Source organism: Ruegeria sp. BB1, from assembly GCF_056539465.1.
On record NZ_JBQFVB010000001.1, the window covers coordinates 1,073,972 to 1,087,362 of the forward strand.

Consider the following 13,391-nt stretch of genomic DNA (forward strand, 5'->3'; position numbering starts at 1 on the left):
TGCCAACTCATCCCTTGCCCCCGAAGGCAAACTTGCATAAGTACCACGCGATACACGCCACGCTGTACAGGAACACCATGGAAAACGTCGTTCTCATCATCCACCTCCTCTTGGCCCTGGGCCTGATTGCCGTTGTTCTGATGCAGCGGTCCGAAGGCGGTGGCCTTGGTATGGGCGGTGGTGGCGGTGGCGCCATGACAGGTCGCGCGGCAGCGACCGCTTTGGGCAAGGTGACCTGGATTCTGGCAGCCTGCTTTATCGTGACCTCGATCACGCTGACCATTTTGGCGGCTCAGAAGTCTTCGGGCAGCTCGGTTATCGACCGTTTGGGCGTTCCGGCACCTGCGGCAACTGAAGAAAGCACCCCGGCGGTTCCATCGGCGGATGATCTGCTGCCCCCGGCGCAGGGCGACAACGCGCCTCTGATTCCTCAGGCCAACTGATCCACAAAACCTAGAAATCTGAAAGAGAGCTGCAACAGCATCTTGCGGTTCTCTTGCGCTATTGGCGCGAATCCTTTATACGTGAAGTCCCGTGATGCAGCGGTTTTTCGGAACCGTCGGGCAGCTGATTTTGACGTCTCACGGGAGCAGCCGAAAAACATGGCGCGTTTTATTTTCATCACTGGTGGTGTGGTTTCGTCCTTGGGCAAAGGGCTGGCTTCGGCGGCTCTGGGTGCCCTGTTGCAAGCCCGGGGATACTCGGTGCGTTTACGCAAGTTGGACCCCTATCTGAACGTTGACCCTGGCACGATGTCGCCCTTCGAACATGGCGAAGTATTCGTCACTGATGACGGGGCTGAGACTGATCTGGACCTGGGCCACTATGAGCGTTTCACTGGCGTGGCGGCCCGCAAAACCGACTCGGTCAGCTCGGGCCGGATTTATTCCAACGTGCTGGAAAAGGAACGTCGCGGCGACTACCTTGGCAAGACCATTCAGGTGATCCCCCACGTGACTAACGAGATCAAGGATTTCATCGCTATCGGCGAGGATGAAGTTGATTTCATGCTGTGTGAAATCGGTGGCACCGTCGGCGATATCGAGGGTCTGCCCTTTTTTGAAGCCATCCGTCAGTTTAGCCAGGACAAGCCCCGTGGTCAGTGCCTGTTCATGCACCTGACCTTGCTGCCCTACATCAAGGCGTCTGGCGAGTTGAAAACCAAACCGACGCAGCACTCAGTCAAGGAACTGCGCTCGATCGGTTTGGCACCCGATATTCTGGTCTGCCGGTCCGAGGGCCCGATCCCGACCAAGGAACGTGAAAAGCTGGCCTTGTTCTGCAACGTGCGCCCCGACAGCGTAATTGCGGCGCAGGACCTTTCGACTATCTATGACGCCCCGCTGGCTTATCACCGCGAAGGTTTGGATCAGGCCGTACTGGACGCGTTCCAGATCAGCCCGGCCCCTAAACCCGATCTGACCAAGTGGGAAGACGTCAGCGACCGCATCCACAACGCCGAAGGCGAAGTTAAGGTTGCCATCGTGGGTAAATACACTCAACTGGAAGACGCCTATAAGTCGATTGCCGAGGCACTGACCCACGGCGGCATGGCCAACCGGGTCAAGGTCAAGGTCGAATGGGTGGATGCCGAAGTTTTCGATACAGAAGACGCCGCCCCCCATCTGGAAGGCTTCCACGCAATCCTTGTGCCAGGCGGATTTGGTGAACGCGGTACCGAAGGCAAAATCAAAGCGGCGCAATATGCGCGCGAACACAAAGTGCCGTATCTGGGCATCTGTCTGGGCATGCAGATGGCCGTGATCGAGGCTGCGCGAAATGCGGCGGGGATCACCGAAGCCGGGTCCGAGGAATTCGACCACGAGGCCGGGAAAAAGCGTTTCGAGCCGGTAGTTTATCACCTGAAAGAATGGGTGCAGGGCAATCACAAAGTCGAACGTAAAGTCGGCGACGATAAAGGCGGCACCATGCGTTTGGGCGCCTATGACGCGGTACTGGCCGAGGGCTCGAAAGTGGCCGAGGTGTACGGTGGCACCAATATCGAAGAACGCCACCGCCACCGTTACGAAGTGGACATCAAATACCGCGAAAAGCTGGAAAAGGCGGGCCTGAACTTTTCGGGCATGTCACCGGACGGACGTTTGCCCGAGATCGTTGAATGGTCAGATCACCCTTGGTTCATCGGCGTGCAATATCACCCCGAACTGAAATCCAAACCGTTTGACCCGCACCCCTTGTTCCGCGACTTTGTGCGCGCAGCCAAGGACAGTTCGCGGCTGGTTTGACCTCGGACAAATCACTGTATTGTGTTGGTCGGCGCGAAACATCTTTACGCGCCGACTATTTGCACGGTTAACTGCCGCCATAGCAGCGACAGGAGACCGGCATGACCAACCAGATTACCCAAGCAGAAGAATTCGCCGCCCTACACAAAAAGGGCGAGCCGGTCATCCTGTACAACATCTGGGATGCGGGCAGCGCCGGGGCTGTCCGCGATGCGGGGGCCAAGGCAATTGCGACTGGCAGCGCGCCGGTTGCGATGGCGCAAGGGTTCGGGGACGGGCAGAAAATCTCACTGGATGCTGCCCTGGACAATGCACGCCGGATCGTTGCCGCGGTGGATCTTCCCGTGACGCTGGATTTCGAAGGCGCCTATGCTGAGGATGTGCTAAGCGTCGCCGCCAATGTTCAACTTGCGCTGCAGACCGGTGTCATCGGCTTTAACTTTGAAGACCAAATCGTTGGCACCAGCGACCTCTACGACATCGAAACGCAGGAAGCACGCGTCCAGGCAATGCGCGAAGGCTGCGATGCTGCTGGCATCCCGGCCTTCATCAATGCCCGCACGGATATCTTCTTGAAAGCCAAGCCCGACACTCATGATAATTCGATGCTGGACGATGCGATCGCACGGGCCAAGGCCTATGCCGATGCCGGGGCCAGCGGGTTCTTTGCGCCGGGTCTCAAAGACGAAGGGCTGATCGCTCGGCTCTGCGAATCGACCGAGTTGCCCGTCAACATTATTGCCCTTCCCGGCACCCCCGATACGGCCACTCTGGCGTCACTGGGCGTGGCGCGGGTCAGCTATGGCCCTGTCCCCTATCGGCAGATGCTGGGCTGGCTGCAAGAGCAGGCAAAACAGGCGCTTCAGGCGGGTTGATCCATCCGCAGGTGGATCGCGCTCAGCGTGTTCCTGCCAAATCCGACAGTCTTGCGACCATTCTGCCTATGACGGGTGGTCTGTGCTTGGCGGCCCACAAAATATGGAATAACCTGAGCGCATGTTGAAGAAGTTCTTTCAGGCTTTTCGCCCACCGCAGCACGATAAACTGCCCGACCCGGATGCCGAGCTGGCTCTGGGTGCGCTTATGGTGCGTGTGGCGCAGGCGGATCGTGACTATAAGCTTGAGGAAATCAGCCTGATCGACCGCATCCTTGCGCGGCTCTATCAACACAATGCGATCGAAGCTGCCAAGGTTCGCGCGACCTGCGAAAAGCTGCACGCCGCCGCACCTGAGACGGACACATTCGGCAAGCTGATCCGCGAAACCACCGACCTTCACGAACGCCTTGCCGCGTTGGACGCCCTGTGGGAGGTCGTTCTGGCCGATGGCGATACAGACGAAGGTGAGATTAAGATCGTGGAAGAGGCACGCATCGCCATGGGCCTTAGCTTCAATGACAGCCAGACCGCCCGCGAGCGTGTTCAAAGAAGCTTGGAAGAGCATTAAGCCCCATCTATATCTAACCCATGTTTAGTGATTTCCTGTCCCGGCTGACACAGCCCGCCCCCGACCCGCTTGCCGATGATGATGCCCGTCTGGCCTTGACGGCCCTGCTGGTGCGCATCGCCAGATCCGACAACGACTATGCCGATACCGAGATGGCCCGAATCGACAAGATTTCAGCCGAACGTTATGGCCTGTCCCCGTTCGAGGCCGCCGCCCTGCGCGCCCGGGCCGAAGACCTAGAGTCTGAGGCCCCCGACACGGTCCGTTTCACCCGCGCGATCAAAGAGGCCGTGGCCTATGACGACCGTCTGGCCGTGGTGCAGGCGATGTGGTCCGTCGCTTTGGCCGACGGACAGCGCTCGGGCGAAGAGGATTCGCTGTTGCGGCTGGTGGTCAGCCTGCTGGGCGTCAGTGACGTAGATTCCGCCCTGGCACGTCAAAAGGCCGCCAAGTCGTGATCGCGATGCTGGGCATGTATGACATGCTCGCATTACAGCCTGCGAATGATCGGTTATGGGCGTTGATTCGCGATCACCTGGGCTTTGGCCCGGATCAGCTAACGCGAGACACCGATTTCTGGGATGTCTGGCAACACCCCGACCTGACCTTTGCGCAGACCTGCGGCATGCCTTACCGCACCCGCCTACATGGCAACGTACAGCTGGTCGGCACCCCGGACTATGGGCTTGAGGGGTGCCCGCCCGGTTATTATCACTCCGTTTTTGTGGCCCGAAAAAATGATCCGCGCGATCTGCACGGACTTTCGAACGGCACGTTTGCCTATAACGAGGGCCTGTCACAATCGGGGTGGGCTGCGCCAATGGTTCATCTAGAGGCGCTCAACCTGTGCCCCAAAACCATACTTGAAACTGGTGGGCATGCGCTTTCTGCCGACGCTGTGGCCGATGGCCAGGCTGACTACGCGGCGTTGGATGCATTGACCTGGGAATTGCTCAAGACGCATTCCGACCTTGACGCGTCCCTACGCGAGGTTGGAACGACGCCGCCGACGCCCGCCCTACCCTATATCACGGCCATCGGGCAGGATGCACCAGGTATCGCCCGCGCTGTTCGCGCAGCAATTGATGACCTGAACCCACAAGATCGCGACCTGCTGCATCTCCGCGGCCTGATCACCATCCCTGCCGAGAACTATTTGTCAGTCCCCAATCCGGTCCGAGATTGTGCCATCTGACCCAATCGGTGATCATTTTGGTTAGTACGTTTGGTCAATTTGACGGTTTCAGCACCCGATGATGTCAATTGCGCATTGCATTGCCCCGATTTTTGCGCCCTATTACCGCACCAACACCGACAACACATGGGCCACCCGTGACAGATTCCACTCCCGTTATCGAAATCAAAAACCTCCACAAAAGTTTCGGCCATCTCGAGGTGCTGAAAGGGGTCGATATTACGGCAAGACGCGGGGATGTGGTTTCGCTTATCGGATCGTCCGGGTCCGGCAAATCCACACTGTTACGCTGCTGTAACCTTTTGGAAGACAGCCAGCAGGGCGAGATTCTGTTCAAGGGTGAACCCGTACGCTGGGCCGGTGACCTTCACCATCGCCGCCCCGCCGACCCAAAACAGGTGATGCGCATCCGCACCAACCTGTCGATGGTGTTTCAACAGTTTAACCTGTGGGCTCATATGACCATCCTGCAAAACGTGATGGAGGCCCCGGTAACCGTTCTGGGCCGCGACCCGAAAGAGGTCGAGGATAGCGCCCGAAAATACCTGGCGAAGGTTGGCATTGGCGATAAGTGCGATGTCTACCCGGCGCAGCTTTCGGGCGGTCAGCAACAGCGCGCAGCCATCGCCCGCGGCCTGTGTATGGAGCCCGAGGCGCTGTTGTTCGACGAACCCACTTCGGCACTGGACCCGGAACTGGAACAGGAAGTGATCAAGGTGATCAAGGATTTGGCCGCCGAAGGGCGCACCATGATCATCGTGACCCACGACATGAAAATGGCGGCCGACATCTCAAGCCACGTCGTGTTCCTGCATCAGGGCCTGATCGAAGAAGAGGGCCTGCCAGAAGATGTCTTTACGTCCCCCGAATCCGAACGGCTTCGGGGCTTTCTATCCGCCACTCAGGCGGCTTAACTTCAGGACAGAAAACAAAACTGGGGAGTATCCAATGAAAAAACTGATTCTGACTACTGCAGCACTGGCGCTTGGCGCTGGTATGGCCATGGCAGACACCATCCGCCTGGGCACCGAGGGTGCCTATGCACCGTGGAATTTCGTCAATGACGCGGGCGAGATCGACGGGTTCGAGCGTGAGCTGGGCGATGAGCTGTGCAAGCGTGCCGACCTGGAATGCGAATGGGTCAAGAACGATTGGGATTCGATCATTCCGAACCTGGTGTCGGGCAACTACGACGCGATCATCGCAGGTATGTCGATCACCGACGAACGTGACGAAGTCATCGACTTCACCCACAACTACACCCCGCCGGATCCGTCGGCCTATATCGCCATGTCCGATGGCGTTGATCTGGCAGGCGGCGTGATCGCGGCGCAGACCGGTACTATTCAGGCCGGTTACGTTGCTGATTCCGGCGCAACTCTGGTTGAGTTCGCAAGCCCGGAAGAAACCATTGCCGCCGTACGCGGTGGTGAAGCGGATGCAGTTCTGGCAGACAAATCCTTCCTGGTGCCTTTCACCGAAGATGGCTCGGGTCTAGTCTTTGTTGGCGACGAAGTTCCGCTGGGCGGTGGCGTCGGCATGGGTATCCGTGAATCCGACGGTGAGTTGAAAGAAAAGTTCAACACCGCCATCCAGTCCATGAAGGACGACGGCAGCCTGAACGAGCTGATCACCAAGTGGGAAGTGTCCTCGACCTTCTGATCTTACATTCAGCGGCGCGCCTGATCTTTGGGCGCGCCGCCCATGCGCCCTTGCCAGTCAAAGAGGCCCGCCATTTTCTCGTTCTGCACTGATCCCGAAACACTCGGCACGTTCCGCTGGTTCTCGTGTTATCTGACCAACGGTGTGCATTGGGTGTTCTACCTGTCCTTCTTCAAGGTCTTGCTGTTGCTGGCCATTACGGCGCCGGTCGCGCTGGGTTTTGGTTTTTTGGGCGCTATGGCGGCTCGGTCGCATTTCTTGCCGCTCAGCCTGCTGGGCAAAGGTTATATCGCCGTCGTGCGCGGTGTGCCGGATATTGCCTTCTTCATGTTCTTCGTGATCGCACTGGATCAGGCGTTCGAATGGACTCGTCATCAAATATTGTGCCCGGAATGGACTGATCCGATCCGACAGGGCAATGACTTTATCGTCTGTCAGGCCGCCAAGCTGCCGCTTGGCACTGCCCCCGAATGGGTACACGAAACTTACGGCTTCTTTCTGGCCGTCATCACATTCTCAATCGTTTTCGGCGCCTTTGCCGCCAACGTACTATTTGGCGGTATGCGCGCTGTCCCACGTGCTCAGCTGGAAACGGCCGAGGCCTATGGCATGACCCGCCGCCAGACTTTTTGGCGTATTCTCGTGCCGCAGATGTGGGTATACGCCCTGCCCGGCCTGTCAAACCTATGGATGGTACTGATCAAGGCTACACCGCTGCTGTTCCTGCTGGGCATCGAAGATATCGTCTATTGGGCGCGCGAGCTGGGTGGGTACAAGAACCCGAAATTCACCCAATACCCGCATGGCGACTGGCGCATGTGGTACTTCCTAGCCCTTCTGGTGTTCTACCTGGGCATGACCCGAGTCTCGGAAATCGGTCTTGAACGGCTGATGCGCCGCCTGTCCCACGGTCAGGCGACCTCGGGCGGAGAGCTGCTGCGCAAGGAGACCACCGCATGAGCTGCTTGCAAACGATCCAGGATTACGGCCTGCGCTCGATCGGGATTGGCGAACGTCTGTTGCCACGAAACGATTTTACCCTGTGCGAACAGTTTACCCTGATCGGCTCGGGCATGATCTGGAACATCTATTTCGGGATCATGGCGCTGGTGACCGGGTTCTTTCTGGCCACCGCGCTTGCCATGGGCAAGGCTTCCACGAATAAGTGGCTGCGCAAACCGGCAGAGTGGTTCATCTTCTTGTTCCGAGGCTCACCGCTGTTTATCCAGTTCTTCTTCGCCTATTTCTTCTTCCTGTCGCTGAAGCAGAGCTATCCGTTCCTCGACGCGCTCACCTCGGCCTGGCTTGGCGCGCTGATCGTGCTGTTCTTCAACACCGCCGCTTATTCCGGCGAGATCTTCTATGGCGCGCTGCGGTCGATCCCCAAGGGTGATATCGAGGCTGCTGATGCCTATGGCATGACAGGCTGGGCACGGTTCCGCCGCATCGTGTGGCCAACCATGCTGCGGCTGGCCTGGCCTGCCTATACGAACGAGGCGATCTTCCTGTTCCATGCCACTACGCTGGTGTTCTTCTCGGCCTTCCCGGTCTGGCAGCAACGTGGCGATGCGCTGTACTACGCGGGCTATTTTGCGGACAAAACATTCAACCCGTTCATCCCCTACCCGATTCTGGCCTTCTACTTTATCCTGCTGACCCTCGTGGTCATCTGGAGCTTTGGCCGCGTGAATAAGCACTTGAACCGACATTTGCCCGCAGAAAAGCGGAGCAAAATGAAGCTGAAACTGAACCTGGCGCGCTAATCACAGGCGCGCCAGCCGTCAAAACTGCCAACAACTACAGCAAAAACAGTCACTGCTCCAAGCAGCACATTTTGCACGTTTTTTTCAGACTATATTGAGGGAGATGGTACCGCCTCCCTGGCTTGAACAGGGGACCTCTGGATCCACAATCCAGCGCTCTAACCAACTGAGCTAAGGCGGCACTCGTGAGGGGCGATGTACCGAACGCATCCAAGGAATGCAAGAGGATTAAAGCCGAATTTTCCAGCTTTGTTCGACAAGATCGACACCAAAGGAATGCACTGGCTTACTGTCCAGCAACTGCCATCCATTCGCACGATACAGCGTACAGGCCGCCCTGTGGCTTTCGTGGGTCCAAAGCCGCATTTCCGCGTACCCTGCACCACGCGCATAGCCCATACAGGTGTCCAGCATGCGCTTTCCCAACCCCCTCCCCCGTGCTTCGGGCAGCAACAGAAAGAGCCGTAGTTTTGCAGTTTGTTCGTCCAATGCGACGCAGAATATGCTGCCAAGTCTTTGGCCGTCGCTTTCCGCTATCCAGCCGCGTTCACACGTCGGATCATGGCTGGCCACAAAATCCTCCAGAATGCTCTGCACCAAAGCGCCGAACGAGGAATCAAACCCCTCGTCGCGCGCATAATACCGGCCGTGCTGCTCTACTAGCCAGGGTGCATCAGTGGCGCGAAAGGGTCTGATCTGAATATTCTCCATACCTCATCAGACCGCAAAGGCAGCTTGATTCTCAACCCTTTGCGCGTTAGCACGAACGCCTAGTCCCGGAGGCGAACATGGGCATCAATACCGAACGCGACATTCAGGCAAACCTGCAGATCGGGCCCACTGATCACGGCATGGTGCGGCTATTCATCGAGGCAGACAACATCGAAATCCCAATGGATTTCGACCCCGAAGAGGCCGAGGAAATCGCGGATGAAATTCGCGCTGCTGCTCAGGCCGCCCGCGCTGTCCAAAGCTAATCGCTTAAATCCTGGGATCACGTAGCGCTTGCAACCTGCGCGCCGCGTCGGTTGCGAATTTCTGGATCATCTTCTTGCGCCGCGCCGGTGCAACCTTGTCTTCCGGCGCCATGCGCACAATCTCGGCGTCATAAGCGTCGGCGATGATCAGACCGGTTTCCGCAGGAAGCAGATCGGTTGGAAAGTCGATATCGACGGCCCAGAAGAATCGATCACACCACTCCAGATAGCCCTGCCATTTGGAATCGGACTGATAATCCGCCCGACTGGATTTACATTCGATCACCCAAAGCTCGCCCTTAGGGCCCAGCCCCATAACATCGACGCGCAGCCCACGCATCGGTACGAATTCTTCAACTGAAACAAAACCATGCGCCGACAAATGGCGGGCCACGCCGCGGGCCAGCTTTTGTCCGGGTTGCAGATCGAGTGTCATTTTAGAAATGTGAACAATTCGTGAACAAAAATCAAGAACCACTTCAGGCTTGACACAATACCATTTGGTACTGCATTAAATGTGATACCAAAAGGTATTACGAATGGTGAAGCACATGCAGCCTCAAACCCAAAACGCATTTCGTGCGCTGGCCGACCCTACCCGCAGGGACATCGTTCAGATGCTCGCCGCGCAGGACATGACCATCGCTCAATTGACCGAACGGTTCGACATGACCCGCGCCGCCGTCAAAAAGCATCTGACTGTCTTGTCGGATGGCGGTCTGATCTCGGTCGAGACACGCGGGCGGGAACGTATCAACCGACTGGAACCAATGGGGATGGCCCCTGTTCTCGACTGGTTCAGCTATTTCGACCAGTTCTGGGACGACCGCCTGAACAAACTGAAAGAAGCCATTGAAAGGAAAGACACATGACACATACCGTTCTGCAAAAAACGATCTTTCTACGGGCCGAGCCCACAACCGTCTGGGCCTATTTGACGGACCCCGACCGTCTGGCCGAATGGTTTCACAAACCCGAACGCCCGCTGGCCGCCGGACAAAAGCTTGAGATGTTCGGAACAACCAGTGGTGATCTGTTGATCTGGGGAGAAGTGCGCGTTGCACGCCCACCTGAATACCTGGAATACACATTCACCGTCAAACCCATGGGGGACGCCGTCAGCGTGGTGAAATGGACGCTCGAACCCGTTTCGGGCGGCACACGGCTTGCGTTGCAACACGAAGGGCTGCCTCAGAGTGCCGAAGCCTTTGGTCTGATCCTGTCGCTCGATAGCGGCTGGGATGAGCATTTCGTCAAAATGCGCACCGCCCTGCACGAAACAGTCGATGCCTGACCCCTTGTGCAAACCCGCCGCAACCCCTACTTAGGCGCGTGGCGGGTTCTGCCCTTCTTGTGATAGGTAGCATTCTGGTGGCCTTAAGCAATTCCGAGGGGGCTGGCTCTGTTCAGGTCCTGGCCTGATTACCTGGCGCCCACCTGTACATACAGGTCCTCGGGAATCACACCGCACGGTTGACTGGCGGTCCCGCCACATTTTTCTGAACAAAATTACTTCGGCGCAGGCGCGTTCTGTTGAACTGCAACAGGTTCAAAGCTGTGTACGACGGGTGAGCCACGACGCGGACCACCCGGTTTCTCTGCCATGCTCATGATGGAATAGGCAAATTGAACACCTGCGAAAACAATGCCGTTCATGAACCAGATCATGAACAGCGCCATCAGACCGATATCCGATCCGCCAATTAAACCGCGCAAATTGGCCACGTTAAGCGCCAACAGCACCCCGACAAAGATGGCCGAGATGACAAATCCCCAGATAACCTGAGTGATGTACAATCGGATCAGTTTGGGCATGGCGGACCTCATTGCGCTTGTAGAGTCAGTTTAGCGCGTGTCGGACCATGGTAAAGGCGTCAGAACGCCTCGGGCTGGGCCTCGCGCGCCATGTGATCCAGCACGGCGTTGACGAATTTTGGCTCTTTGCCTTCCGGGAAAAAGGCACGGGCTACATCGACGAACTCGGTAATGACGACTTTGGGCGGAGTGTCGCCCTGAGTCAGCTCCGCCCCGGCGGCACGGAACGTGGCGCGCAATGTCGGGTCGATGCGCGCAATGGGCCATTTGGCGACCAACGCGCGGTCGGTCATCTGGTCAATGGGCGCCTGATAGTTCACGGCGTCCTCGACCAGTTTGCGGAACACGCGGATATCGCCGTCCAACATCTCTTCGCCCTCATAGACAGCGCCGAACCGGTGATCCAGAAACTCATTCACAACCTGTTCGGTCGTCTGACCCGACTGCTCCATCTGGAACAGAGCCTGCACGGAATAAAGCCGGGCGGCGGATTTCATTAGGCGTTTCTGGTTGGCCGGTTTCGGCGCGTCTGTCTGGGTCATGCTGTCGTGGGTCCATTGCTGTCGCCCGCCACAAGGATGGACTCGGACGGGGGCTTGAAGCCAACGCCCTTTTGTGAGGCGCCCCACTTACGGCTGAGCGCGATCAGATGCAAGGCCGCAGCGGCTGCCCCACCACCTTTATTCATCTTTTCTGGATTTGCGCGGACTTCGGCCTGATCGTCATTTTCCACCGTCAGAATACCATTGCCGATGAGCAGACCTTGCAAACCCATCAGTTGGATGGCGCGACTGGAGTCATTGCACACCGTTTCATAATGCGTGGTCTCGCCACGAATGACGCAGCCCAGCGCGACGTAACCGTCGAAATTACACTGACGGTCCGCCATAGCGATGGCGGTCGGGATTTCCAACGCGCCGGGTACTTCGACCACGTCATAAGTACCACCAGCCGCTTCGATCTCGGCTTTTGCACCGGCTACCAGATTGTCGGCGATGGCGCGATAGAACGGGGCGACCACAATCAGCAGTTTCGCCGGTTTGTCAAAGGTTGGTGTCGGCAGGACGCCGTGTTTGTCTTGTTCAGCCACGATCAGTCATCCTTAAGGATTGAGCGGGTGCCGACGATGGACAGGCCAAAAGCGTCGAGCCCCAGGTATACGGTTTCCGGCGAATCTGTCAGAAGTACCAACTCCTGGATACCCATCTTGGACAGGATTTGCGCGCCCAGGCCGGTTTGCTTGATGGTGCGCGGGCCTTCGTCCTCGACCGCGTAGAGCGAGTTGCGCGGCTGACGGAACAGGCACACCACGCCGCGGCCCTCTTCGGCGATCTTTTCCATTGCCCGCGGTAGTTCGCGAGAGGATTTCGGGCCCAGACCCAGAATATCGGGTGCTTCGTGCAGGGCGTGTGTGCGGGTCAGCACCGGGTCGGGTGTGGTGATGTCACCTTTGATCATGACGACATGTTCGATGCCGTGGGTCTGATCGGTGAAAATACGCAGCTCCCACTCTCCGCCATATTCCGAGATAACAGTCTCGCGCGATGTTTCGACCACCAGATTGTCATTGCGAGACCGATACGCAATCAGGTCGCTGATCGTGCCGATCTTCATGTCATGTTCTTTGGCGAATTCGACCAGATCAGGCAGACGCGCCATGGTGCCGTCAGGCTTCATGATCTCACAGATCACACCCGAAGGGTTCAGCCCAGCCAGACGCGAGATATCCACGGCGGCCTCGGTGTGGCCCGCACGGACCAGCACCCCGCCGCGCTTGGCGCGCAGGGGAAAGATGTGGCCGGGGGTGGCGATATGCGCCATCGTGTTCTGTTCGTTAATCGCAGTGGCGACCGTCAATGCCCTGTCAGCGGCGGAAATGCCGGTCGACACGCCCTCACGCGCTTCAATCGAAACGGTGAATGCAGTTTCGTGTCGGGATGAGTTGTTCACCGCCATCATCGGCAGTTCAAGGGCGTCCACCCGTTCGGCCGTCATCGGCAGGCAGATCAGCCCGCGCCCATGTGTGGCCATAAAGTTGATCGCGTCGGCATCGGCAAACTCGGCGGGGATCACCAGATCGCCTTCGTTTTCACGATCCTCGTGGTCGACCAGAATATACATCCGGCCCTTGCGCGCCTCGTCGATGATGTCTTCGATCGGGCTGATCGCGTCGCGCAGCTGGGCTTCGACGGGTCCTGGGGTTTCAAAGCTCATGAGGCAGCCTTTCACAGAGCATGTTTGACCCGGTGGATAGACTACCAGACGGTCAAAGGCCAGAGCACTTGCG

At 57.8% G+C, this 13,391-nt stretch carries 19 protein-coding genes and 1 tRNA gene; 13 read left to right on the plus strand and 7 right to left on the minus strand.

Annotation, left to right across the window (positions count from 1 at the left end; all coding sequences use genetic code 11):
- Window positions 1-77: 77 nt before the first annotated feature.
- The 10 genes from secG (at window position 78) to ACR0AL_RS05370 (ending at window position 8,312) form a co-directional block, all read left to right on the plus strand.
- Window positions 78-443, plus strand: a complete 366-nt coding sequence (gene secG / locus ACR0AL_RS05325; RefSeq protein ID WP_058280875.1) for a preprotein translocase subunit SecG — start codon at window positions 78-80, stop codon at window positions 441-443.
- Window positions 444-602: 159 nt separating this feature from the next.
- Entirely contained in the window at window positions 603-2,246 is a 1,644-nt protein-coding gene (locus ACR0AL_RS05330; RefSeq protein WP_170348279.1) for a CTP synthase, read from the plus strand.
- A 101-nt stretch (window positions 2,247-2,347) separates the two neighbouring features.
- On the plus strand, window positions 2,348-3,121 hold the full coding sequence (locus ACR0AL_RS05335) for an isocitrate lyase/PEP mutase family protein (protein ID WP_170548220.1): 774 nt from the start codon (window positions 2,348-2,350) through the stop codon (window positions 3,119-3,121).
- 121 nt (window positions 3,122-3,242) lie between these two features.
- Complete coding sequence (locus ACR0AL_RS05340) at window positions 3,243-3,692, plus strand: tellurite resistance TerB family protein (RefSeq protein WP_170348277.1); 450 nt, start codon at window positions 3,243-3,245, stop codon at window positions 3,690-3,692.
- Window positions 3,693-3,712: 20 nt separating this feature from the next.
- Window positions 3,713-4,150: a tellurite resistance TerB family protein gene (locus ACR0AL_RS05345; protein WP_170348276.1), complete on the plus strand. Its 438-nt coding sequence runs from the start codon at window positions 3,713-3,715 to the stop codon at window positions 4,148-4,150.
- Entirely contained in the window at window positions 4,147-4,887 is a 741-nt protein-coding gene (locus ACR0AL_RS05350; protein WP_480662214.1) for a phosphate/phosphite/phosphonate ABC transporter substrate-binding protein, read from the plus strand. The genes ACR0AL_RS05345 and ACR0AL_RS05350 overlap by 4 nt, the downstream gene beginning before the upstream one ends.
- Window positions 4,888-5,024: 137 nt before the next feature.
- Window positions 5,025-5,801, plus strand: coding sequence for an ABC transporter ATP-binding protein (locus ACR0AL_RS05355; protein WP_480646280.1), 777 nt, complete (start codon window positions 5,025-5,027; stop codon window positions 5,799-5,801).
- A 34-nt stretch (window positions 5,802-5,835) separates the two neighbouring features.
- A complete protein-coding gene (locus ACR0AL_RS05360; RefSeq protein WP_170348273.1) occupies window positions 5,836-6,549 on the plus strand; it encodes a transporter substrate-binding domain-containing protein in 714 nt (237 codons plus the stop codon).
- A 72-nt stretch (window positions 6,550-6,621) separates the two neighbouring features.
- Window positions 6,622-7,509, plus strand: a complete 888-nt coding sequence (locus ACR0AL_RS05365) for an ABC transporter permease (RefSeq protein ID WP_170349373.1) — start codon at window positions 6,622-6,624, stop codon at window positions 7,507-7,509.
- Window positions 7,506-8,312, plus strand: coding sequence for an ABC transporter permease (locus tag ACR0AL_RS05370; RefSeq protein WP_170348272.1), 807 nt, complete (start codon window positions 7,506-7,508; stop codon window positions 8,310-8,312). Before ACR0AL_RS05365 ends, ACR0AL_RS05370 begins: the two co-directional genes overlap by 4 nt.
- 104 nt (window positions 8,313-8,416) lie before the next feature.
- On the opposite strand, the gene ACR0AL_RS05375 is transcribed toward ACR0AL_RS05370, so the two are convergent.
- Window positions 8,417-8,493 (minus strand) — tRNA-His (locus tag ACR0AL_RS05375).
- Between the two features lie 47 nt (window positions 8,494-8,540).
- Window positions 8,541-9,023, minus strand: coding sequence for a GNAT family N-acetyltransferase (locus ACR0AL_RS05380; RefSeq protein WP_480662216.1), 483 nt, complete (start codon window positions 9,021-9,023; stop codon window positions 8,541-8,543).
- A 77-nt stretch (window positions 9,024-9,100) separates the two neighbouring features.
- On the opposite strand from ACR0AL_RS05380, the gene ACR0AL_RS05385 reads away from it, so the two are divergent.
- The gene (locus ACR0AL_RS05385) at window positions 9,101-9,289 is read left to right on the plus strand and encodes a DUF6324 family protein (RefSeq protein ID WP_170348270.1); all 189 of its coding nucleotides are present in this window, start codon (window positions 9,101-9,103) and stop codon (window positions 9,287-9,289) included.
- 4 nt (window positions 9,290-9,293) lie between these two features.
- On the opposite strand, the gene ACR0AL_RS05390 is transcribed toward ACR0AL_RS05385, so the two are convergent.
- Window positions 9,294-9,725 carry an MmcB family DNA repair protein gene (locus tag ACR0AL_RS05390; RefSeq protein WP_170348269.1) on the minus strand — a complete coding sequence of 144 codons (432 nt, stop codon included), beginning with the start codon at window positions 9,723-9,725 and terminating at the stop codon, window positions 9,294-9,296.
- Window positions 9,726-9,840: 115 nt separating this feature from the next.
- Between ACR0AL_RS05390 and ACR0AL_RS05395 the strand changes: the two genes are divergently transcribed.
- Together ACR0AL_RS05395 and ACR0AL_RS05400 are read left to right on the plus strand one after the other, a co-directional pair.
- Window positions 9,841-10,161 (plus strand): ArsR/SmtB family transcription factor, encoded by a 321-nt coding sequence (locus tag ACR0AL_RS05395; protein WP_170348268.1) that lies wholly within the window; start codon window positions 9,841-9,843, stop codon window positions 10,159-10,161.
- A complete protein-coding gene (locus ACR0AL_RS05400; RefSeq protein WP_170348267.1) occupies window positions 10,158-10,583 on the plus strand; it encodes an SRPBCC family protein in 426 nt (141 codons plus the stop codon). Before ACR0AL_RS05395 ends, ACR0AL_RS05400 begins: the two co-directional genes overlap by 4 nt.
- A gap of 215 nt (window positions 10,584-10,798) precedes the next feature.
- On the opposite strand, the gene ACR0AL_RS05405 is transcribed toward ACR0AL_RS05400, so the two are convergent.
- Genes ACR0AL_RS05405 through ribB form a run of 4 tightly spaced genes read right to left on the minus strand, consistent with a single transcriptional unit; the run spans window position 10,799 to window position 13,318 of the window.
- Window positions 10,799-11,104: a hypothetical protein gene (locus ACR0AL_RS05405; RefSeq protein WP_480662218.1), complete on the minus strand. Its 306-nt coding sequence runs from the start codon at window positions 11,102-11,104 to the stop codon at window positions 10,799-10,801.
- 59 nt (window positions 11,105-11,163) lie between these two features.
- Window positions 11,164-11,646, minus strand: coding sequence for a transcription antitermination factor NusB (gene nusB, locus ACR0AL_RS05410; protein WP_480662220.1), 483 nt, complete (start codon window positions 11,644-11,646; stop codon window positions 11,164-11,166).
- On the minus strand, window positions 11,643-12,194 hold the full coding sequence (locus ACR0AL_RS05415) for a 6,7-dimethyl-8-ribityllumazine synthase (protein ID WP_170513209.1): 552 nt from the start codon (window positions 12,192-12,194) through the stop codon (window positions 11,643-11,645). The genes nusB and ACR0AL_RS05415 overlap by 4 nt, the downstream gene beginning before the upstream one ends.
- A 2-nt stretch (window positions 12,195-12,196) precedes the next feature.
- Window positions 12,197-13,318, minus strand: a complete 1,122-nt coding sequence (gene ribB / locus ACR0AL_RS05420; RefSeq protein ID WP_425080865.1) for a 3,4-dihydroxy-2-butanone-4-phosphate synthase — start codon at window positions 13,316-13,318, stop codon at window positions 12,197-12,199.
- Between the last annotated feature and the right edge of the window lie 73 nt (window positions 13,319-13,391).

Bases quoted from the DNA above. Each gene is read 5' to 3' on its own strand.
- ACR0AL_RS05370 (WP_170348272.1), top strand. From the start codon at position 7,506: ATGAGCTGCTTGCAAACGATCCAGGATTACGGCCTGCGCTCGATCGGG.
- secG (WP_058280875.1), top strand. From the start codon at position 78: ATGGAAAACGTCGTTCTCATCATCCACCTCCTCTTGGCCCTGGGCCTG.
- ribB (WP_425080865.1), bottom strand. From the start codon at position 13,318: ATGAGCTTTGAAACCCCAGGACCCGTCGAAGCCCAGCTGCGCGACGCG.
- ACR0AL_RS05335 (WP_170548220.1), top strand. From the start codon at position 2,348: ATGACCAACCAGATTACCCAAGCAGAAGAATTCGCCGCCCTACACAAA.
- ACR0AL_RS05380 (WP_480662216.1), bottom strand. From the start codon at position 9,023: ATGGAGAATATTCAGATCAGACCCTTTCGCGCCACTGATGCACCCTGG.
- nusB (WP_480662220.1), bottom strand. From the start codon at position 11,646: ATGACCCAGACAGACGCGCCGAAACCGGCCAACCAGAAACGCCTAATG.
- ACR0AL_RS05345 (WP_170348276.1), top strand. From the start codon at position 3,713: ATGTTTAGTGATTTCCTGTCCCGGCTGACACAGCCCGCCCCCGACCCG.
- ACR0AL_RS05395 (WP_170348268.1), top strand. From the start codon at position 9,841: ATGCAGCCTCAAACCCAAAACGCATTTCGTGCGCTGGCCGACCCTACC.
- ACR0AL_RS05330 (WP_170348279.1), top strand. From the start codon at position 603: ATGGCGCGTTTTATTTTCATCACTGGTGGTGTGGTTTCGTCCTTGGGC.
- ACR0AL_RS05390 (WP_170348269.1), bottom strand. From the start codon at position 9,725: ATGACACTCGATCTGCAACCCGGACAAAAGCTGGCCCGCGGCGTGGCC.
- ACR0AL_RS05400 (WP_170348267.1), top strand. From the start codon at position 10,158: ATGACACATACCGTTCTGCAAAAAACGATCTTTCTACGGGCCGAGCCC.
- ACR0AL_RS05360 (WP_170348273.1), top strand. From the start codon at position 5,836: ATGAAAAAACTGATTCTGACTACTGCAGCACTGGCGCTTGGCGCTGGT.
- ACR0AL_RS05385 (WP_170348270.1), top strand. From the start codon at position 9,101: ATGGGCATCAATACCGAACGCGACATTCAGGCAAACCTGCAGATCGGG.
- ACR0AL_RS05405 (WP_480662218.1), bottom strand. From the start codon at position 11,104: ATGCCCAAACTGATCCGATTGTACATCACTCAGGTTATCTGGGGATTT.
- ACR0AL_RS05340 (WP_170348277.1), top strand. From the start codon at position 3,243: ATGTTGAAGAAGTTCTTTCAGGCTTTTCGCCCACCGCAGCACGATAAA.